Origin of the sequence: Pseudoalteromonas sp. SCSIO 43088, assembly GCF_023650795.1 — a bacterium.
Lineage (GTDB): Bacteria > Pseudomonadota > Gammaproteobacteria > Enterobacterales > Alteromonadaceae > Pseudoalteromonas > Pseudoalteromonas shioyasakiensis.
Window position 1 is genome coordinate 560,852 of record NZ_CP072676.1, and the last position, 21,644, is coordinate 582,495.

20 protein-coding genes and 1 pseudogene are annotated in these 21,644 nt (G+C 42.4%); 8 read left to right on the forward strand and 13 right to left on the reverse strand.

Annotated features, from left to right (window positions below; genetic code table 11):
- The first annotated feature begins 36 nt into the window (after positions 1–36).
- From J8Z28_RS20290 to J8Z28_RS20300, 3 genes are all read left to right on the forward strand, one after another.
- Positions 37–1,338, forward strand: coding sequence for a DEAD/DEAH box helicase (locus J8Z28_RS20290; RefSeq protein ID WP_062565709.1), 1,302 nt, complete (start codon positions 37–39; stop codon positions 1,336–1,338).
- Positions 1,339–1,547: 209 nt separating this feature from the next.
- A complete protein-coding gene (locus tag J8Z28_RS20295) occupies positions 1,548–3,794 on the forward strand; it encodes a carbohydrate binding family 9 domain-containing protein (RefSeq protein ID WP_250660462.1) in 2,247 nt (748 codons plus the stop codon).
- Positions 3,795–3,818: 24 nt separating this feature from the next.
- Entirely contained in the window at positions 3,819–4,325 is a 507-nt protein-coding gene (locus tag J8Z28_RS20300; RefSeq protein WP_062565707.1) for an Sbal_3080 family lipoprotein, read from the forward strand.
- A gap of 18 nt (positions 4,326–4,343) precedes the next feature.
- Here the strand turns inward: J8Z28_RS20300 and J8Z28_RS20305 are convergent, their stop codons facing one another.
- From J8Z28_RS20305 to J8Z28_RS20330, 6 genes are all read right to left on the reverse strand, one after another.
- A complete protein-coding gene (locus J8Z28_RS20305) occupies positions 4,344–4,862 on the reverse strand; it encodes a protein tyrosine phosphatase family protein (RefSeq protein WP_250660463.1) in 519 nt (172 codons plus the stop codon).
- A gap of 19 nt (positions 4,863–4,881) precedes the next feature.
- Positions 4,882–6,618 (reverse strand): amidohydrolase, encoded by a 1,737-nt coding sequence (locus tag J8Z28_RS20310; protein ID WP_250660464.1) that lies wholly within the window; start codon positions 6,616–6,618, stop codon positions 4,882–4,884.
- A gap of 73 nt (positions 6,619–6,691) precedes the next feature.
- The gene (locus J8Z28_RS20315; protein ID WP_250660465.1) at positions 6,692–7,657 is read right to left on the reverse strand and encodes a Solitary outer membrane autotransporter beta-barrel domain; all 966 of its coding nucleotides are present in this window, start codon (positions 7,655–7,657) and stop codon (positions 6,692–6,694) included.
- Positions 7,658–7,773: 116 nt separating this feature from the next.
- Complete coding sequence (locus tag J8Z28_RS20320; protein ID WP_250660466.1) at positions 7,774–9,369, reverse strand: AbgT family transporter; 1,596 nt, start codon at positions 9,367–9,369, stop codon at positions 7,774–7,776.
- Between the two features lie 77 nt (positions 9,370–9,446).
- A complete protein-coding gene (locus J8Z28_RS20325) occupies positions 9,447–9,746 on the reverse strand; it encodes a hypothetical protein (protein WP_250660467.1) in 300 nt (99 codons plus the stop codon).
- A gap of 7 nt (positions 9,747–9,753) precedes the next feature.
- Positions 9,754–10,014 carry a DUF3081 domain-containing protein gene (locus J8Z28_RS20330; protein ID WP_054554528.1) on the reverse strand — a complete coding sequence of 87 codons (261 nt, stop codon included), beginning with the start codon at positions 10,012–10,014 and terminating at the stop codon, positions 9,754–9,756.
- A 201-nt stretch (positions 10,015–10,215) separates the two neighbouring features.
- Here J8Z28_RS20330 and J8Z28_RS20335 point away from each other — a divergent pair, with 201 nt between their 5' ends.
- Positions 10,216–11,082: a TlpA family protein disulfide reductase gene (locus J8Z28_RS20335; RefSeq protein ID WP_284693444.1), complete on the forward strand. Its 867-nt coding sequence runs from the start codon at positions 10,216–10,218 to the stop codon at positions 11,080–11,082.
- A gap of 78 nt (positions 11,083–11,160) precedes the next feature.
- A complete protein-coding gene (locus J8Z28_RS20340; protein WP_058584118.1) occupies positions 11,161–12,441 on the forward strand; it encodes a flavohemoglobin expression-modulating QEGLA motif protein in 1,281 nt (426 codons plus the stop codon).
- A 90-nt stretch (positions 12,442–12,531) separates the two neighbouring features.
- Here the strand turns inward: J8Z28_RS20340 and J8Z28_RS20345 are convergent, their stop codons facing one another.
- Complete coding sequence (locus J8Z28_RS20345; protein WP_130167633.1) at positions 12,532–13,749, reverse strand: type III PLP-dependent enzyme; 1,218 nt, start codon at positions 13,747–13,749, stop codon at positions 12,532–12,534.
- Between the two features lie 802 nt (positions 13,750–14,551).
- On the opposite strand from J8Z28_RS20345, the gene J8Z28_RS20350 reads away from it, so the two are divergent.
- From J8Z28_RS20350 to arr, 3 genes and pseudogenes are all read left to right on the forward strand, one after another.
- On the forward strand, positions 14,552–15,382 hold the full coding sequence (locus J8Z28_RS20350) for a tyrosine-type recombinase/integrase (protein ID WP_077202319.1): 831 nt from the start codon (positions 14,552–14,554) through the stop codon (positions 15,380–15,382).
- A 3-nt stretch (positions 15,383–15,385) separates the two neighbouring features.
- Positions 15,386–16,462 (forward strand): annotated as a pseudogene (locus tag J8Z28_RS20355) (IS91 family transposase).
- A gap of 374 nt (positions 16,463–16,836) precedes the next feature.
- Positions 16,837–17,268 (forward strand): NAD(+)--rifampin ADP-ribosyltransferase, encoded by a 432-nt coding sequence (gene arr, locus J8Z28_RS20360; RefSeq protein ID WP_077202317.1) that lies wholly within the window; start codon positions 16,837–16,839, stop codon positions 17,266–17,268.
- A 544-nt stretch (positions 17,269–17,812) separates the two neighbouring features.
- On the opposite strand, the gene J8Z28_RS20365 is transcribed toward arr, so the two are convergent.
- From J8Z28_RS20365 to J8Z28_RS20390, 6 genes are all read right to left on the reverse strand, one after another.
- Positions 17,813–18,115: a Gp49 family protein gene (locus tag J8Z28_RS20365; protein ID WP_250660468.1), complete on the reverse strand. Its 303-nt coding sequence runs from the start codon at positions 18,113–18,115 to the stop codon at positions 17,813–17,815.
- Positions 18,108–18,974: an FAD-dependent thymidylate synthase gene (locus J8Z28_RS20370; RefSeq protein WP_250660469.1), complete on the reverse strand. Its 867-nt coding sequence runs from the start codon at positions 18,972–18,974 to the stop codon at positions 18,108–18,110. Before J8Z28_RS20370 ends, J8Z28_RS20365 begins: the two co-directional genes overlap by 8 nt.
- A gap of 209 nt (positions 18,975–19,183) precedes the next feature.
- Complete coding sequence (locus J8Z28_RS20375) at positions 19,184–19,594, reverse strand: DUF3310 domain-containing protein (protein ID WP_250660470.1); 411 nt, start codon at positions 19,592–19,594, stop codon at positions 19,184–19,186.
- A gap of 22 nt (positions 19,595–19,616) precedes the next feature.
- Positions 19,617–20,228, reverse strand: a complete 612-nt coding sequence (locus J8Z28_RS20380; RefSeq protein ID WP_250660471.1) for a helix-turn-helix domain-containing protein — start codon at positions 20,226–20,228, stop codon at positions 19,617–19,619.
- Positions 20,229–20,362: 134 nt separating this feature from the next.
- Entirely contained in the window at positions 20,363–20,815 is a 453-nt protein-coding gene (locus J8Z28_RS20385; protein ID WP_250660472.1) for a hypothetical protein, read from the reverse strand.
- Positions 20,815–21,372, reverse strand: coding sequence for a 3'-5' exonuclease (locus tag J8Z28_RS20390; protein ID WP_250660473.1), 558 nt, complete (start codon positions 21,370–21,372; stop codon positions 20,815–20,817). Before J8Z28_RS20390 ends, J8Z28_RS20385 begins: the two co-directional genes overlap by 1 nt.
- Positions 21,373–21,644: the final 272 nt, after the last annotated feature.

The following is a 21,644-nucleotide window of genomic DNA, read 5'->3' on the forward strand; positions in this document are numbered from 1 at the left end:
TGCGACCCTTGATATGATGGCCGCAGGTTATACAGCATGAATTTTAAATCATTTAGTTTTTCTTCTGAGCTTTTACAGGCATTAGAAGAGCTTAATTTCGAAACGCTTACTCCCGTTCAACGTAGTGCAATTCCTGCGGTAAGAAAAGGCAAAGACGTACTTGTTAGTGCGCAAACAGGCACGGGTAAAACCGCTGCATTTGCTTTACCACTTATCCAAAAATTATCAGAATCAGCGGTTAGTGAAAATAATGCTCCAAGTGCATTAGTGCTTGCACCTACTCGCGAGTTAGCTGAACAAATCGCTAATAATTTTAAAGCGTTTGCAAAATACACTGAACTCAAAACAGTGTGCTTGTTTGGTGGTATTAATCTAGCGGGTCAAGCTAACGATTTGAAAGCAGGTGTCGATATCGTGGTTGCAACACCAGGGCGCTTACTTGATCATCTGCGTTTAGGTAACATCAGCTTAGCTAATGTTAAGCATTTAGTGCTTGATGAAGCTGACCGTATGCTAGACATGGGCTTTATCAGCGATATGCAAACTGTTATTAATGGTTGTGATGAAGCGCGTCAAATCTTGTTGTTCTCTGCCACTTTCCCGGCGGCAATTAAACAATTTGCGAGTAAAGTACTAAAGCAGCCTGAAATTATTCGTGTTGATCAAACCAACAGTACTGCAGAAACAGTGCAACATGTTGTTTATCCAGTTGAAGAACGCCGTAAGCAAGAGCTTTTATCTGAATTGATTGGTAAGAAAAACTGGCAGCAGGTACTTGTTTTCGTAAACATGAAAGAAACTGCCGATGAGCTTGTAAAAGAGCTTAACCTTGATGGTATTCCTGCTGTTGTTTGTCATGGTGATAAAACCCAAGGTAACCGCCGCCGCGCTTTACGCGAGTTTAAAGAAGGTAAAGTTCGCGTGCTGGTCGCAACTGAAGTAGCTGCTCGTGGTATTGATATTGAAGGGTTGCCACGTGTGATCAACATCGATCTACCTTGGCTTGCAGAAGACTACGTGCATCGTATCGGCCGTACAGGTCGTGCTGGTAAGCCGGGTCAAGCAATTTCGTTTGTCAGCCGTGAAGAAGAAAACACTTTATTCGATATCGAAAAGCTAATCGGACAGCGCATCAAGCGTGTTGTTTTACCAGGTTACGAAGTAAGCAGCCGTGAAGTACTGATTGATAAAATTGGTAAAAAGCCGTCGCATTTACGTCGTAGCCGTACAAATAAGGCTTCGGGTCAGGCAACGGGTGAAGCGCGTGCAAAGAACCGTTCACGAATCGCAAATGTTCGCAAATCTTTGAAAGGCAATAAATTAAGCCTTAAAAAGTAATAGATTTCGATAACAAACGTATAAAAAAGCCCCATTGCTGTTTGGCAATGGGGCTTTTTTGGCTCTTTTATTAGTACAAATGGAGTATTTTGTTAAATTTTATGACACAAAACTGAAAATTAGATTAACAAATGTACCTTACTGAATTACAATCGCTTTGAAATCAGTCAAGTAGCGTTTCTAGCGCGTCAGTGTCTAAATGGATGTTTATGCAGTACTTAAAAAGAATAATAAATAAAATAGTCGCCCCTACTTTTTTACTTAGTGTTGCCTGTATGCCTTTTTCTGCCAATGCATTTGATAAAGCAGAGTTCTCCCTTGCCCATATTAAAGAGTCTATTAGCGTTGATGGTGTGATGGATGAGTCGCATTGGCAATACGCCACAAAAGTACCATTAAAATATCAGAATGAGCCAACCGAAAAAGGCACGCCGCTCGTACAAACCGATGCCTACATGTATGAAGATGGTAAATACTTGTATGTTGGTTTTATTGCAAAAGATAATGACCCTTCTCAAATTCGTGCCGCCCTTCGAGATCGTGATACGCTTTGGCAAGACGACAATGTTGCCTTGATGATTGATACCTTCAATGATGAACGAACCGGCTATGAGTTTTATGTAAACCCTCTTGGTGCGCAAGGCGATATGCGCATGACTGATATTGATGATTGGGTTGAAGATCCATCATGGGATGCCATTTGGGATAGTGCAGGGCAAATAACTGACGATGGCTATGTGGTTGAAATGCGTATTCCGTTCACTGCACTTCGCTTTCCAAAAGATCAAACAGAGTTAACGTGGAGTTTTGCAGTTTGGCGAAATTATCCGCGTGATGTGTATTATCAAATGTCGAATGTTGGTTTTGACCGAGATGTAAAATGTAGCTTTTGCCAGTTTGATAAACTCACAGGCTTTGCCAACATGACAGAAAGCCAAAACATTCAGCTTACGCCAACTTTAACTGCGCTTCGCCATGATACCAAAGATAAAGTGCCGGGTGATTGGCAAAATGGTGATATTGATACTGAAGCGGGCTTGGACTTACGTTGGGGGGTGACGCAAGATGCGGTTATTAATGCCACCATTAACCCTGACTTTTCGCAGGTCGAGGCTGATTCACTTGAGCTTGACGTAAATACCACTTACTCAATTTATTATGCTGAAAAGCGCCCATTCTTTTTAGATGGTGCGTCTTATTTTGATACCAGCCAACTAGAGCTTTTATACACGCGAATGATTGCTGAACCTGATGTGGGTTTAAAATTAACAGGTAAAACTGGCGCGCACAGCTATGGCTTTATGTACGCTGACGATCAGAATACCAGTGTCTTACTTCCGACAAATCAAGGTTCGGGCTTTGCTAATCTGGCAGATAAAACGCAAGCAGTAGCGGGGCGTTATCAGTTTGATATTGGCCAAAAAGGCACAATTGGTGTGATGAGCACGCACCGTGAAAATGATGATTATCATAATACGGTGTTATCTTTAGATGGTAGTTACTGGTTTAATCAATCAGATAGTTTGCAGTATCAAGTAGCAAGCACAGATACCACTAACTCAGAATTTTTAGTTGATTATTATGGCATTGATAAAAATCAATCAGATCAAGCTTATGCTATTGAATTTACTAGAACTAAGCGTGATTACGAAGTTTATGCTAATTACGAAAATATAGGTAAAGAATACCGCTCAGACTTAGGTTACCAAGCTAAAGTTGATTACGAGCAAGTACAATTAGGTGGTGGGCAAACATGGTATCGCGATGCTGATGATGCAATCACAGAGTACAGCTACAATGTTGAGTGGGATAAAACATGGGCGCAAAATGGCGACCTACTCGAAGAAGAATACGATGGCTTTTTTACCTTTAAAGGTAAGATGCAGTCGCAAACAGAAATTGGCTTTATCCATCGTAATGAGTTTTATGCTGGCGAGTTTTTTAATCAAAACATAGGTTATATCTACGGCGGTTTTAGACCCATTCGTGACATTAGCTTTTTATTGTATGCTCAATATGGCAGTAAAGTTGATTACAGTAATGCAGCTTTAGGTACTATGGTTCGCATTGAACCTGAGGTGACATGGGATATAAACGATCATTGGCAGGTGCAACTAGAGCACAGCTACAGCTACCTAGATAACGAGCAAAATGAGCGTGTTTATACTGCTAACTTAACGGATCTACGCGTTTATTATAAATTTAATATGCGTTCAATGCTGAAACTCGTTTTGCAGTTTGAAGATGTCGATCGAAACAACGAAGCTTATCGATTTGATGTAAGCCAAACTAACCGTGATTATGGCAGTCAGTTAGTGTATTCGTACAAGATTAACTCGCAGACACTGTTTTATTTAGGGTATTCTGATAAAGGGTATCAAGATGATTCGTTGAAGAGTCTTGAGCGAGATCAGCGTACCTTCTTCACTAAGCTAAGCTATGCATGGCAGCTTTAAAAATTATAAAAAAGGAAAATCATAATGAATATTGCAAAAATATCAGCTGTTGCAGTTGCAGCTACTGTACTTGCGGGTTGTGCAGCGAAACAAGATGTAAGTCGCTTTGAAGCGGAAAAACCAAAAACCGTGTGTATTGCAGAGCATCAAGCGGTAAAAGAAGGTGTTGTAACATCACTACAATCAGGCTTTGCAAAACATAACGTGAAAACGCGTGTGATCCCAGCCAACTATGTTATGAAACATCAAGCGTATCAAACAGACATCTCAACTGCTAACACAGATGGTTGTGATGCTGTTGCGTTTTATGTTGCTAACTGGCGTTGGGATTTAGCCCTTTATATGGCATATGCCAATATTTGGGTCACTAATGTTGACCAAACTGAAACAATTGCTCAGGCAAGCTATCGCACGGGAGGTGGTTTAGATAAGTTTATTGATGCGAACGAAAAAATCATTGAGCTCGTTGATTCGATGTTTCAGCAAGTTGAAGCTAAGAAACAACAAGAAAGTCAGAAAAAGGCAATATAAAGCAGCATGTTGGTCAGCTTATAGCTGACCAACTTCTTCGTTTACTTTACTTCTTACCACGCCTTCAAGACTTTTTAAGCCCCATTGCTTACCAATTTCGACAGCTTCATCAACTGGTTTTTTCAAGGTTACAGCATTATATAGCGCAACGAGAGCGCCAACACGGTTGCTGCTCGCACAGTGAAGTAAGGTGGTTTGCTGTTGGTGCTCATTGAGCAAAGCCTGAAGTTTCGTAGCATTTTCAATGGTAATATCAGCCTTAGATTGCACAGGAATATGGTAATAGTTCATACCAAGCTCAGTGACTAACTCTTGCTCAGACCAATTCGTTTCGTTATCACCACGAAGGTTGATAATGTTCTCAACACCAAGTTGTTTTAGCTTGGCAAAATCGGTTTGACTTGGCTGGCCTGAAGTTAGCACATGCTCAGATTGGGCTTTAAGATTCAAAATATCCAGTTTTGTGGCAGCTGTTTGTGCTGCTAATGCTGAAAATGACAGCAGCGCAACACAGGCTAATTGTATAAACTTATTCATGTTACTCCTTGAAAAGTGTTTAATTTTTGCTGTAGACGGTTTCACCACGGCTAATGGTTTCTAGCACTTGTAAATTATGTAGCTCTGCAGGCTTTATTTTCAACGGATTGTTATCAAGGATAATTAAATCTGCTTGCATCCCTTGTTTTAATTGCCCTTTTGAGCTTTCTTCAAAGTGTTGATACGCAGGCCATGTCGTCATTGCTTGTAGTGCAGTATACACAGAAACGCGTTGATCTGGGCCTAATACTTGATCTGTACGGGTCGTACGGTTAACCGTTGCATCTAATACACGCAGTGCATTGGGCAGAGCTACAGGTGCATCATGATGGGTGCTAAACATTAATCCTTGTTTGCGAACCGCATGGGTGGGTGAAATAAAATCGGCGCGGGGATGACCAAGTACCGAATTTACATGCCAGTCGCCCCAATAAAAAGTATGCATTGGGAAGAGCGATGGAAATATGCCTAATTCTTTGAGACGGTTTACCTGATCTTGACGAATAGTTTGACCATGAATGAGTACAGGGCGGCGGTCTTTTTTACCAAGCTTGTCATTGGCATTTTCAACGGCATTTAAGAACTGCTCAATAGCGGCATCACCATTTGCATGAGTCATCACTTGCCAGTCATTGGCAAAGGCAGTTTCAATATACTGATAGGCTTGTTCATCATTAAAAGTAGGGTAGCCTGCATAGCCTTGTTCTTGGCCTTCAGGTGCTTTTAAGTATGGGTGAGATAACCAAGCGGTTTTCCCTTGTGGTGAGCCATCAAAGTTAAGTTTTACACCACCAATACGAAAATGATTTGTGTAGTTTTTACTGTTATAGCTTGAATCCATAAAACTGCTGCTGGTGGCCATATCGGCATAGGCAACCACATCAATGACGAACTTATCGGCTTTGGATGCTCTTACCATCGAATCATAGGCTTCTTGAGTTGCTCGGCCTTCTTGTGCTGTGGTGTAGCCGTATTTTGTGTAGAGTTTTTGCCCTTCTTGCAGCATTAAATCTTGTAAGTCAGGATCAAACGACTGCATGAGCTTAAACAGTAAACCAAAGTGCGCGTTTTCTTCGAGCACCCCATTGGGTTCTTGTGAGTTGGCCATACGACGAATTAGCCCACCGTCAAGATTGTCTGTGTTTTCGTCGATGCCGGCCATGGCTAAAGCTTTACTGTTTGCAACACTTAAGTGCCCCGAAGTATGAATGATGATCACTGGCTTTTCGGTGCTAACGCGGTCTAAGTCCATTTTAGTCGGGTATCTATCAAGCTCAGCATCATCGTAACCAAAGCCTAAAATAGCACCCGTTTTTTCAATAAATGTGGTGTAGTCAGGGTTATTTTGTGCGGCGGTAAGAATATTAACGATTTGCTCAACACTATTGGCATCTCCATCTGGGCTAGGTAATACATTGGCTACCATGGCTTGCAAACCAACACCATAGACATGGCTATGGCCATCAACAAAGCCAGGCATTAAGGTTTTGCCTTGCAAATCAATCAGCTTTGTTTTGCCAAACTTATGCTCAAGTGCTTTAGTTTTATCACCCACAAAGATGATTTTGTCACCTTGGGTAGCGATTGCCTGTGCATACTCGGGTTTGTCGCCAGTCATTGTAAGAATATCACCACCATAATAAATGGTATCTGCAGCACTCACTTGCAGAGGTAGGGTTTTAACTGTTTGTTCAGGGGGGTTATCGCAAGCCGTTAAGGCAAGTAATGAACAAGCGATTGCGAGGTGATGTTTCATATAAATCTTCCATGAATTTTAGCTATGTCTAAGAATATAGTCTGTTTAAAATTTTTGTCTTTAAAAAATAGTATTAAATTTCGTTAAAGTACAAGACTATAGCAGCGCCATCGAGGCTACTACCGTTGTGAATGTTGATACCAATGCCAAAGTTGTCAAACCATGACGTCCACTTTCTACTGTCCCATAATAAGCCGATACCATATTCATAAAAGTGATCGGTCCCAAATGCTACGCGACTATCGCCGCCTAAATCGATTCGCTGGCCTTTAATGTAAAAAGCTTGCTCAAAAACCCCGATTTTGAACATGTTAAATTTAGCTTTAATACCATTAAGTGTGCGCCATGTTTCAGGTGCTGCATTACTTATCCCATCAGGGTGAGAGAGTGCCCATCCATAGTAGTAATTGAAGTTAAGTTTGTACTCGTAATAGCCCCAATGCCTAGGTAAGCGATAGATCATGGTCGCATTTGGGTTTAACACCAGCGCATTACTGTTGAGGTTGGTGTAAAGATTTTCAGCTAATGGCTTAAAGTTACGCCTAGACTCGGGAGAGTTATACTCATAGTCATTATTGTAATGTAAGTAGTGAGTATTAAAGCCAAATTGATATGACCATTTAGAGCCAAGTGCTTTTTCGGCATTAAAACCGATCATGCCGTTATATACAGTTTCTGAAATATAGTCGTCAGCCACATTATCAAATAGCGAAATGAAATCTGATTGATTCAAATAGCTTACCCTGCTGGTCAAACTTAGTTTGTGTTGATAAATTGGCTCATCAAGCTGCCAAGTATAAGGAATACTGTAGAGTCTGAGTTTTTTTCTAAGCGCGATACTGTCTTCATCTTTACTGCTATGTTGTGGGTCAAACAGTGTTTGTGGGTCAAAATCACCCATACCTAAGGTAATACTGTCCCCATCCGTTAAAACCAACGACGTTGCAAATGCGGTTTCAAGTTGCTTTGTTGGATTGGCATATAAATTAAATACACTTAATGCGTGCAATAGAAACCACAGCTTAAATAGCTTTTTCATATAAAATAACAATAAAAATTAATGTTTTAATAATAGTCGTAAAGTTAGCTTTCAACAATCTCAGGTACAAAAAAGCCAAGCATTAGCTTGGCTTTTTTACATCTTTAAGAAAAAGATTAAGGCTGATAGTAAATCGGTGATTCAGGGCCAACTGGGAAGCCCAGAACAAATACCCATAAGTAGAATAATGCAACCCAACCAACAAAGAAGATCATGCTGTATGGAAGCATGGTCGCAACCAATGTACCAATACCCATGTCTTTCTTATACTTAGTCGCAACAGCCAGTATCAAGCCAAAGTAACTCATCATTGGGGTGATAAGGTTAGTTACCGAGTCACCAATTCGGTACGCCGCTTGAATAGTTTCTGGTGCATAGCCGATGAGCATTAACATTGGTACGAAGATTGGTGCCGTTACAGCCCACTGTGCAGATGAAGAGCCTAAGCTTAAGTTTACTAAAGCACACATTAAAATGAAGAGCACAAATACTTCTGGGCCAGTTAGGTTTAATGCTTGTAACAGAGCGGCGCCGTTAATAGCTAAAATTGTACCTAGGTTGGTCCATTTAAAGAAGGCAACGAACTGTGCTGCAAAGAAAACCAGCACAATATACATCCCCATCGAGCTCATGCTTTTACTCATGGCATCGATGACATCTTTATCGTTTTTCATGGTGCCAACAACGCGGCCGTAAACAAAACCCGGAATACCGAAAGTCACAAAGATAAAGACCACAATGCCTTTTAAAAATGGCGAGTGTGCAACAAGGCCTGTTTCTGGATTACGCAAAATGCCGTCTTCAGGAACAATTGTCCATGCAAGTAATAATGAAACCACTAACAGTGAAACACCCGCCCACTTAAGGCCTGACTCTTCTTTATCGGTTAAACCTGCAATGTCATTTTTTGGCAAATCATTACTTGCTTCATCAGGGTTGTACTTACCAAGGCGTGGCTCGACGATTTTTTCAGTAACGAAAGTGCCTAAAATAGCAATTAAAAATACTGAGATCATCATGAAATACCAGTTTGCTTCAGCGCCAACTTGGTAATTTGGATCAATCATTTGTGCTGCAGGTGTAGTAATACCAGCAAGAAGAGGGTCAATGGTGCCTAGCAATAGGTTGGCACTGTAACCACCTGAAACACCTGCAAATGCCGCAGCAAGGCCCGCAAGTGGGTGACGACCAAGGCTGTGGAATATCATGGCTGCTAATGGAATTAGTACGACGTAGCCAAGTTCTGATGCCGTATTTGATAAAATCGCAGCAAACACCACCATAAAAGTAACTAAACGCTTTGATGCGCCCATTACCATGCCGCGCATAGCAGCAGAGAGTAAACCTGACTGCTCTGCAACACTCACACCTAATAAAGCAACCAGTACTGTACCAAGTGGTGCAAAGCTGGTGAAGTTCGTAACAAGGCCAGTAACGATACGCTGCAGGCCTTCGGCACTGAGCAGGCTGACAACTTCAATAACCCCATCAGGGTCTCGACCTGCAGCGCCTTCAGGGCGTGGGTCGATAGCACTTAAACCATACCAATCGGCAATGCCGCTAAAAACTATAATGGCAACGCAGAACATTGCAAATAAAGTGATAGGGTGGGGGAGCATATTACCCAAAAATTCAACAGTGGCTAAAAATCGGTTAAACAACCCATTATTACCACCCTCATGGGTGTTGTGAGAGTTTATAGTTTTTGACATGTCCAGTTCTCGTTATTTCAAAATGGCGCTAACCTAGCATTTTTTACCGGACAGATCATGTTTTAGCGGTGGGATATCTAATAGGTACGTTCCAATACGCCCTTATATAGCAAGGGGTAGCGGCGCAAACGTTTGCCAATGTAATCATCGGCTAAAATTTGCGCACAGATTTGATCTACATCGTTACTTGCTTCAAATACCCAATCAAAGCGCTCAATAGCAAGCAAAAAGCCACGCTTGAGGAACTGTTGTTCGCGATAGTAGCTAAGGTTTTCTCGAATAATATCTAACTTACTTGGGTTAGTTTTTAGTTCATTAATAACTTGGTTGATAAATGCCTGCTGTTGCTTTGATTCAGCTTTTACCCGTCGTTTCATTACTTCTTTACAGTTCCTGTTCTGCGATATAAAGCACTTTCTTTAAAAAGTCTTCTTTGTTCTTTTCATGTTGATAGTCAAGGTGGTAAGTATTATGAAAGCCAAAGCGCAGTAACACGCCACTGCCTTTTAGATATACCGTATAACCATCGATATCCGAAAAAGCGCAAATACCCTCATAAAGCTTTCCATCTTCATGATCTTCACCGTGTTGAATGATTTTTTCATACACAGATAGAATTAATTTACCGTCTAGCTCATTTTTCATGATGACTCCTTTTTGAAGTAATACGTTTCAGATCTATAAAAAGTTTAGTGCTATTTTATGCAGGTATTAAACGTGCTGCGTATTTTTAAAACCTTACTTTGCGATAAATCACTAAAATCATATTTAGATAGCAGATGTCGAAAATTTACAATATTTTCTCTTACCTTAAACTTAAGATAGATTTTATTTGAGGGACGCACAATGAAATATAAGTTTATACCCCTGATACTACTAACAGGCTTGTTGCTTGTAAGCCAAAGCACATCGGCAAATACAGCCCCTTTGGTTTTAGAAAATGAAGCAGGGAAAATAGTCAAACTTGACAGTTACTTGGGCGAAAAACCCGTTTACTTAAAGTTTTGGGCGACTTGGTGCAAGCCATGTATGGAGCAAATGCCACATTTTCAGCATGCATATGAGCAATATGGCGATAAAATTCAATTTGTGGCTATTAATATTGACCTTAATGATGACGCAGACGCTGTTGCTAAGGTTAAAGAGCGTTTTTCACTCACTATGCCACTATTTACTGATCACACAGCCCAGGTTGCTAAACATTATGAATTTATGGGCACCCCGTTTCATGTGTTGATTGATAGTGATAAAAAGGTGATTTTTCAAGGCCACGAAGCAGATAAACCGCTTGATAACACATTACGTTTGTTATCACACAATGGCAAAGTTGATAAAGCGCGTTTACTAGGCGAAAAGCAAGGCCAAGCGACTCCTTTGGTAATTCCGAACAAAGGTAAAAAAGCCGTGCTGTTCACCGCTACGTGGTGCGACTGGTACTTAGCCGACACGCGCCCTGCAATGGCTAAGCAATGTGTATTAGCGCAGCAACATGCTAATAAACTGGCAGAGCAAGGAGTTGATGTCGAGGTTAAAGTGAGTCAGCTGTGGACTGATCAAAGTGCAGTGCAAGAATATGTTGATAAATTCGCTGCAACTATGCCTGTTTCTATCGATTATGGAAATGATTTATTTATCGAAAATGGCATTAATTCAGTACCCAGTTTACTTCTCTACAACGATGGAAAATTAGTCTCAACACAGGCTAAATTTTAATAAAAACAGCGTGATTTTGCTTTGTAATTATGCAAATTTAGCCTATGCTCAAGGCTCATTTAACAGTGAGCCTAGAGCATGATAGATAAGGCATTATTAGCAAAAACACGCGAGTTATCTGACCGATTAATCGCATTGCAAACACCCATTCGTATTCTTGATGCGATCAACTGGGATAAACAAATCAAAGAAGAGTTTTTTAAGCATAAATGCCAAAAGAACCCAACGGTTGATCAAGCCTATTACCAACAGCGTGATCTTGGTTTTGTACCAAGCGAGTTGCGTCGCGCGTTTTCTGATTTAAATCGCGATATCATCAGCCAGTTAGGGCAGCTAAACCCGATTGCCCAATACATGAGCAAGATGTGCACTGAATATAAAACCGTACTTAGTATGATTGAATATCGTGGTACCCCTGAATTTCATGATTTGTCAGTTGAGTTGTTCGGTCATCCCAAGGATTTATTCCATGCAGGAGAGCCTTCACTTTCTGAACTTGCCACCATGCTTGAGCAGCCGCTAAAGAGTATGCTTGATGCGGATATTTTACCGGATGATCCAAAAAACATAGATGCACAAGATGCGGTGAAAATTCTAGCATCACAAGTGGCTCAAACGATGCCGGGCATCGATGTTGAGGTTATTCTGAGTGACGGTATTGTGAGTGATGCTGCGGCAGGTGCAAATAATATTAAACTTAATCAAGATGTTAAATTCTCTCAAAGAGAGTTAGATATTCTTGAGGTACATGAAGGCTGGATCCATGTCGGGACGACGCAAAATGGTCTTGCTCAGCCCTATTTAACCTGTTTAAGTAAAGGCACACCGAGCTCTACAGTGACCCAAGAGGGCCTTGCGGTATTGACCGAAATTATTACCTTAAAGTCGACGCCACGACGTTTAGCAAAATTAGTGAACCGTATTCAAGGTATTACTAAGGTTATTGATGGCGCGGAGTTTGTTGATATTTATCGTGATTATGTAGCGCAAGGTTTGAGTAAAGACGACAGTTATACACTTACTCAACGGGTGTTTAGAGGCAGTACAGCAACAGGCTTACCTTTTACCAAAGATATCGCTTATATCAAAGGTTTCGTGTTGGTGTATAACCTTATACGAGTTGCCATTCAGTTAGGTCGAATTGATCAATTGCACTTGTTATTGGTCGGTAAAATCTCAATTGATGATTTTAGACTGATATCGCAATTACATGATTTAGGTGTGATTGAAGACCCTAAATTTATTCCACCACACTTTAAAGACTTACGAGGCCTAGCAACCTGGCTAAGCTTTGGTCGTTTTATTGGTAACTTGTCGTTTGAACAATTAGAAAACGATTACAAACCACTCTTTCTTTAAACAAAGAAATAAAAAAATGCAGCTGGAATGAGCAGCTGCATTTTAAGAGTTAAAGCATGTTGCCTTACATGCTTTTAGTCGAGGAAACGATTAACCGGTGAGTGCGTCAACCTGCACTACATCATTCAGTACGATAACTTCTGCACGTTTGAAGAAGTTAAAATCTGTTGCGGTTGCTAATGTGTAAGCACCCATCATACGGCTGATGATTAAATCACCATTGTTTAATTTTGGTAGCATGATTGACTCACTTACTACGTCGATGCTATCGCAAGTTGGGCCTGCTAATACTGACTCTACGCGCTCGTTTGATTGTTTGAACGAGTCGATAGGGTACGAGGCTTCATCGAACAATAAACCACTGAATGAGCCGTAAATACCATCATCTAAATAGTACCAAGGCTTGCCATCACGAACTGCTTGACCCATTACTGATGCAACACTGGTTACAGCACTGGCTACAATAAAGCGACCTGGTTCAGCAATTACGCGAACTGTCTCTGGTAACTGTGCTAAGGCATCATTAATAGGCGCACAAAACTCATCAATTGGCAGCACATCTTTGTTGTAAGGCACAGGGAAACCACCGCCAATATCAAGCGTACTAAGCGCAGGTAATCCTAATGTGGCTACGTCGTTAATCACTTGATTACATGCAGCAATGGCAGTGACATATTTAGCTGGGCTTGCTGTTTGCGAGCCAACATGGAACGACAACCCTTTGATACGAATACCTAATTGTTGCGCATAGCTAATGATTTCAACGGCCATTGCTGGGCTACAACCAAATTTTTTCGATAAATCAGCGAATGCTTCCGCATTACGAAAACTTAAGCGAACAAGTAACTCAACCCGGTCTTTGTATGCAATGAACTTTTCTAATTCATTGATGTTATCAACCACAAACACATTACAACCGTATTCAAGTGCATCACGAATATCACGATCACGTTTGATTGGGTGCGTGTGAATAGTACGATCACTTGGTACGCCTTGGCTGGCGACTAAGTCAACTTCGCCGCTGGTTGCTAAATCAAAGCTGGCACCTTCTTCTAAAAGCGTACGAACAACCGCTGGATGAGGAAGTGGTTTTAATGCAAAGTGTAAAGCAACGCCAGGTAAAGCACGGCTTAATGCACGGTATTGATGACGAACAGATTCACAATCAAGCACCATTAATGGCGCGCCATGTTGTGCAACGAGCTGTTCAATAAATTGGTTTGATGGTTGTGCTACTGGTTCGTTTGCAGCAACCGACGCTGCAGGTACTTTGATTGTTAAGTCTTGTGTAAGTGTTGAAATAGCCATTTTACTCTCCGGCAATTAAGCAACTGCTCAGAAAAAATGGAAGTCCGAGTCAGTTGAGTGTTATTAAGCGCACAGTATGTTCTGTGCAATCAAATACACTCTTGGATAGTACATGATTAGCATAGGTTATCAGAAATTAACACCCCCCGAATTTGCTGGGCTGTAGCGTTGACATAGTTTTACATGAACTAAAATCGGGACAGACCCAGCATAGACCCACCCCTAAAAATAGACCCAAAATGACCCCACAATGGACCCAAAAAAATCTATCGACCCTCTGACAACGTAGTCCCAAAAGTGTGCGCCCGCACAGACGTTCTAGCCCCCACCTAGACCCAAAAAACGTGTATTAAAGTTTGCGTGTGGCTGTCGGAGGACAATAAAGTTCGAAACTTTTCGATGCTATTTGTCGCAGTCTGCCTTTTGTTCTAACAAGCTTTTGCCCCAAAACAAGTCTAGTCGAGCGTCGCAAATGAGCGATCAGCGGACGGTGAAAAATGTTCAGCTGATACCGTTTTTATATCCAAAATCAACAAACTTCCCCCATATTCAGGTAAATGAGCAATTTGCGCATTTTTGTCCTTAGACCACGTCATTAACTTTCAAATATTTTCATAGCTAGCAAAAGGTTAGCTAATTTGATAAAAACGTATGAACCAGAAAAGTGAGCTATTACGTGGTAGAAATATGCGCGATTTGCACACTATTAAATTGTTGAACTAAGCCGCTGCGCGGAGTCGCAAACATCCCAATCAACGACCACACTTACCTTGAGATTTAACCCATTAATCTGGAGGTAACAATGAACTCTCTCATTGAACAAGTCGCCACTGAAATTGAACTCATGGGCTATTCACAACGAACTCGCGAGACCTACTGTGGTTGCTTACAGCGCATTGAGAACTATTTCAGTAAATCCTTAGCGCAAGTCACGGATGCGGAATTGAATCACTATTTTAATGAGCCTGAGGTGCGCCGATTAACCCGAGCGAGCCAATTGGTGCAAATTAATAGTGTCCTCTTCTTATTCAAACACATACTCCACCGGCCGTTGCAATTAGCCATCACTTTACCCAAGCAACGGCATAAGCCACCCCAATATTTAAGCCGACAAGATATCCACTTACTGATTCACCATTGCCAAGATTTACGTTTAAAAACCATGATAATGCTCAGTTATGGCTGTGGATTACGCTTAAATGAATTAACCCACCTCAAAGTGGCACAGATTGATGGGCAACGTAAAACGGCCTTTATTGAACACGGCAAGGGCAACCAGTCTCGTTATGTGGTGATTCCTGAGACGGTATTGCATCAACTCCACGTGTACTGGCAAGCCTATCACCCCAAAGAGTGGCTGTTCTATTCTCGCTGGTTAGCCTCCCAACCTCTCAGTAGCTCCACCTATACGAAGGCACTGAAAAAAATCGCCGCACAGCTTGGGCTTAAGGATAAAGTGAACGCGCATCAGTTACGCCATGCCTATGCCACGCATCAATTAGAGGCAGGGATGCCGTTGCATCAATTACAGCACCAGCTTGGGCATCGCAGCATTAAAACGACCGAGTGCTATCTGCATTGGTTGCCAGAGCTTGGGCATGGGGGCGTTGATTTACTAGCCAACTTGCAGTAACGCATGCCACCGCTTCATCTGGCGGATATTCTCAGCCAAGGATTACCGCATTACCAACAACAGCACCGATTAACCCGTCAACAATATCAAGTGTGTGCACATATCTTGGCGTGTAGAACAGGACAACTCGGTTATCAACAGTGGCGTTGTGACCAGTGTGGTCATGAGGAGCAATTTAGTTGTAGTTGCAGAGACCGGCATTGTCCTCGCTGCCAAGGACAAGCCACGCAAGCTTGGATTGCCAAACAAGCGATGTCACTGCTACCTTGCCCTTACTTTCACTTAGTGTTTACCTTACCGCATGAACTTAACCTAATCGCACACTATGCACCTAACGTGCTTTATCACTGTTTATTTAAGAGCCTTTGGCAAACACTCATGACATTCGCTGCCCATCGTCATCAGGGTCAACTCGGCATGACTTGTGTGTTGCATACTTGGGGGTAAAACCTCAGCCAACATATTCATGTGCATTGTTTAATCCCCGCAGGTAGCCTCAATCGACAATCGCAGTGGCAACCTATCACTAAAGGTTATCTCTATCCTGTTAAGGCTTTATCCACTGTGTTTCGAGGTAAAATGATAGCGGCACTCAAGGCACAATCCATAGCGCTACCGTCATTACCCGCCACTTGGTGCGTGTACAGCAAAGCCTGTGTCTACCCACATCAACTCTTGCACTATCTTGCACGTTATACCCGCAAAGGTGCCTTATCTGAATCACGATTAGTGAACTATAACGCCAGTCGTGTGCGCTTTCGTTACAAGGATTATCGTGACAACAATAAAACCAAATTCATGACCTTAAGTATGGATGAGTTCATTCGGCGCTATTTACAACATGTCCTGCCTAAAGGCTTTATGCGTATTCGCCATTATGGCTTTTTAGCCAATGCTTGTCGTAACAAGCGCATCCCCCTCATTCGAGCACAGTGCCGTGATTTAACCGATAAAATCGCCATGGATAACGTGGAAACCAAACTGCATTGGGTTTGCTCGCACTGCCATCAAGGGCAATTGATATTCGTCGCTATCGTGCTCCCCTTAACGCAACAGATAAGAGGATTGGATTCAAGTTAAACAATGATGACGTCAAACCATTTACGCAAATATTAGACTGAATGCCGCCTGATAGACTGGCGCTTGCGTGTGTAAAAAATACACTTGCAATTAACCAGAAAAGTAATGTAAATTAAGACCATTAATCGACTGAACGACAGTGACAATGGAATGCAATGATGAAGATAAATCGGATAACGTCATCAATCATCCTCAGGCTTAAAAAAGCAAATTCCATTAGCATAAATGATTCCAATACAGTGATTCACAAGTCGCCGTCCGTTCAACAAATGATTTATTTACACTCATGTGTAAATAAATACTAAAACGTTAGATTTCATGTTAGCTATAATTTCGCAATATTTAGTATAAAAACCATAACTAGGAAAAAAGATATGACTGAGAATGCCCAAAAAAATGCAAAACCTTTTTCTCAAACGTTTTTTCATGGAACCAAAGCAGATCTTAAATTGGGAGATCTTATAGAAACAGGGTTTAATTCAAATTTTGGACAAAATAATAAGGCTAAGTATATATTTTTGACAGCTACACTAGATGCTGCCATTTGGGGAGCAGAGCTTGCCCTAGGTAATGGTCGCGAAAGAATTTATTTGGTTGAGCCAACAGGTCCAATTGAAAATGATCCTGACCTAACGGATAGAAAGTTCCCAGGGAATCCAACTATGTCATATCGTTCAATCCATTCATTTAAAGTTGTAGGTGAAGTATCAAGCTGGCAGGGTCATTCAATAGAGCAAGTTAAAGCAATGAAAGATGGTTTAAATAAACTACATGAACAGGGCATTAACTCTTTAAATGAAATCTAACAAGTCGGTGCACATGACTGCTAACACGTCACTCGGTTTGCTCTGCCTTCGGCAGTTTAGCAAACTCTTCGTGCCTTAGTTTGCGCAGCATGTGACCTAGGCGTTAACAACGTCCGCAAATGGCACAGAGCCGTTGGTCGGCTCTAACTCATTTCTGTCCAAAAGTGAGTTTCAATCTTTGTTGTCACAATTTTTCTTTGGATAGGTACGTTGATTGGATCTAAGTTTTGATCTTTATTGTCATACATACCTTCTATTGACACGAAAGGCGGACTGGGAAGGCAAAAAAGTTTCAAACATTATTGTCTTCCGACAGTGGCAGGTCGTGGGAAGAGTAGAGCGATTTGGAGTGCTGAGGCTTATTCGGCCCATATAAAAAAGCCCCACTGGATAGCGGGGCTTTTTGTATCAACTATGATTTGTATAGAGTACGAGTAGTAATTAAGCCAAAAGGTGATCGGACAATGGCAAGAACATCACTTCTTGGCGCGCATAGTAGTGTTGCTGCTACAAGAAGTCAACAGTGAACATGTTGATTTTAAATCTATTTAACATAGCCACTGCCCATTGTTCTGTAGGCCTCGAGCTTGTATATCTCTTCGAAGCTATTGTCGAAAGATACTTTCTTGCCTATCTCTTCTCGCCAATTCTCAGGACTCATACAGGCTGATGGCGTACCTACAATGGTAAAGCCGTTGTCCATCAAAATCCCGCAGTACATGAATTTAGTGCCGCACAGTTCAACTGTTTCAAACTCTACTTTTTGTATCTTACTTAGTATGTGTTCCGAGCTAATGTAAGCGTCTTTACAGCCTAGCTCTCGCATCATTGCTTCTATCTCAGTCATTTACTACGTGCCCCTTAATAAGTTGGCGGTGTTGTATCCAGCCTTTAAAATTACCCGACCAGCGAACACCGTCGTTGTCTGTGTGTGTAACACCAATGCGCTTCGCTTTAGCGTTAGTAATCCGTTGGAACTTAGGAATCGGCGACGCTTGGTGCTCGAACGGCGACGCATGAACACGGCTACCCGACGTCAGTGATTCAAAGATTCGGTACGCTTTAGACATTGAAAGGTCAAGCGCTCGGTAGCTCACCTGCGCACAACATGAAACCGACAACGCTAGTTGGTCTTGCAATTCCAGCTCTTCGCGCATCGCGGCAGTGATGTACGGTAGATGCCATTCCTGATAACCCAAAGTAACAGGTCTACTGTTATTCATAGCCACGTCTAATTCAGCTGCAAGGCGATGAATCTCAGGTTGAGCATCAGTGTGATCCCGTAACCACAAGAAATTTGCCCATTCCGTCGATGTAACCAAAACCTTCATTGTTTGGAACGGTTCTAAGATACGATTGCAGACTTGCTTGTGTAGCCCGACTTTTTCCATCCCCCAATGTAACGTACATGCCGCTTTTGATGCAGCGTTCCAGAAACCGCGCGCTAATCGTCGTTTCATTCCCAGTAGTTGTCGGGTCGCTTGCATACCACGTCTGTTCTCGCCCCAATGTAAAGGCCGTGCAGGGTTGTCCCATACTTGCTGTCTCACTTTCTTTGCTGGTATCGCTCGGCTGCTTGCTGCGTTTCGTGAGAACACACGATGCGTCATAAGCTCCGCGTGGATGAAGCGCGGGTATTCCATTTCAACGGTCGTTATACGTACGCCGTCTGCGATTGAGTCTGCTATGATTGTTACGTTTATCATGATACTACTACTTACTTTATTAGTGTTACTGTTTAAGCCAAGCATTAAAATTCTCGACGTGCATCAGAAGACGACCGTCCTGTGCTCTACGCCAATGCTTCTCTTCAAATAATTGTCCGCGCTTTATCTTCGCTCTCAGTGCGGCAACGGAGTAGCCCGTCGCCTCAGCCATAGCGTTAAGCGTCACCCACTCAACTCTGAAGGTCATACTATGCCTTCAGTACAAACTTGGTTTCGGCGGTCGAAAACAGCTTATGCTTTTTGGCTTGCTCCGCTAGTAGAGTGTAATCACCAGTGGCAGCGGATAGAACAGCGACCAGTAACTCGAAATCATCGTTCTCGAATTGGTCACAAATAAGTGACAGCTTACGAATAAGCGTGTCTGCGTGATGAACACCGATTGTAACAGGGCGGTGAATCAACGCGTCGCGTATATAGTAGTTTCGTTTCTTTCGCTCAACGGTCGTGGCATCTTTAAGGCCATCGCGCCAAACGTATTTGAACACTGAGCCGAGCGCGAAGTCCAGTTCACGGATGAACTCGATAGCTTCGATCGTTCGGCTGTTGTAATGTGTTGCTTTTTCTGTGTTGTCTTGGTCGTTTTGTACTGCGTTCGACATTTGTATCCTGCGGCTTCCGCCACTATCTAAATTGTTTTCCCCCCTGACTAGGTAAGTAAACGCTAGATACTCGGTAGACGTGGTCTACACTGTCAACCAAGTAGCGCTTTCCGCCTTGCCAGAGCCTTTCTGTCAGCTCCCAGCCTTCCTCGGTTAATTCCAATTTGCCAAACACATTGCGCTCGCCTTCACCTTTAAAGTAGATGACGCTATCGCCGTTGGCTATCTTCCCTTTAGGGTTCACCAGTAGCATAGTTCCTCGTTCGAAAGGGTGGTCGTTGTAGTCTACTTCTACGAAGTAGCAACCACTTGCTTCGAGTATCGTGTTCACAAGAATTGACTTCTCAGTCGGCTTGCGTCCAGATAGGGTCGCCATTACTTTAATTGGTTTTGAAGGAACGGTGTCAGAGATAGCATTAGAAATGCCAAAATCATCTAACTCCATATCCGATAACGCAGCGAACTTTCTAAGAAAGTCTGTGTTCAACGGGATTGCACCGCGAATGTACTGACTAAATGCAGACTGATTCATGTCCATTGCTTGTGCAGCAGATGTTTGGCTCAGTTTGCTAGTCTGCTTAAGAGACTGCCAAGCTGCTTGTACTCGTTTGAGTACGTCTTCACCGTATTCCATACTCGTGCCTATGTTTATTGTAGTTGCTTATAATTAAATTATCAGGGTTACTGTTAAAAGTCAAAGCATTTGTGTTAACCCATGTTAATTTATGCACTATTATAAGCAGTGCAATCCGTGCCCCGCCCGTGTATCTACTCGGGGTTTGTTATTACACCTTGTGTTGTAACCTTTGAAATGTACTCAGCCATAGCGTCGTAGTTCATGGTTTCAGCACGTAGGGCAAAGTCGTCAGCGGTAATACCTTCTTCCCATTCTGTAGGGTCGGTCAGCACTACGCCGCAAACTTGTCGTTTATATTTGATTGACTCACAACCGACGATAACTACTGCTAGTTCGTTGGCTGCTAGGGCTTCTTTGAGCCAGAACAACTGCTGTTCAGACAGGTTCGGCTTAATCTTTGTTGTTCCACGCTTAGGTAACTGCTTGATGAACTTGTACTCCGCCCATAAAGGCTTAACACCGCTCTTTGAACGGTAGAAGGCGTCAGGGACACCCCCAGCAAAGTTGTCGTTTATCTTCCAGCTACGAAACAGCGCCGTTGGTAATCTCTTACCAACGTTCGATGTGTATTGAGATTCAATCATTACAGGGTTAGGCCAGTCTCGTCCAAGATGGCAAATAACGTTTTAGCCTGTGCTTCTGCGTCGCTTAACGCATGATGCGCGATTTCTGGTTTAACGCGCTCAACGTTCGGTGCTAAGGCTCTTAGGGTGCGGAAACACATGTCGCCTGAGTATAACCAAGGGATGGGCTTGTCAGCCATGTCGTACGCCGCGCGTAGAAGGGCATTGTCCATCATAGAACCATTACCCCAGACGCGGATTTGATCCATCATCGTGTCACCAGCCTGTTTGCTAATGAACCTCGACACGGCTGCCAATGCGGTTGTGATATGCGTGTGTGCGTAGTTTGCTTTAAACTCGTCACGCGCCTCCTGTGACTCCTGAAGCCACCACAGAACGGTATTGGCGTCAATATTCATCCCAAGTTTCTGACAACTCTCTAGGTTTACACGGGTATAGAACCCTTCGCCTATTTTGCGCGCGGCGAGGTTCATCGGTACGATACCGATAGACAGTATCGCAGCTTTTGGCTCTAGTCCCATTGTTTCGAGGTCAAGCATGAAGTCTTTATAAACCATGAGTTTTTTCCTTACTGAACGATCGTTCACCGTCATTGGGTGGCGAACTCTATCTGAATGATTTGTGAATGAAAAGGGTAAAATTACTAAATTATTGCTATTTAACGAACACTTAACAGTGCCTTAAGGGGCGGTTAGCGTTGATCGAACATTGTTCGAAAAGTTTACAACCATTTACATCTCACGCGTGCGATTTAATTTTCAACTTTAAATAGTTTATGTGCAATTTCGGCCTAAGTTTGTTGCCCGCTTGGAACAAATGCTCCAAAATT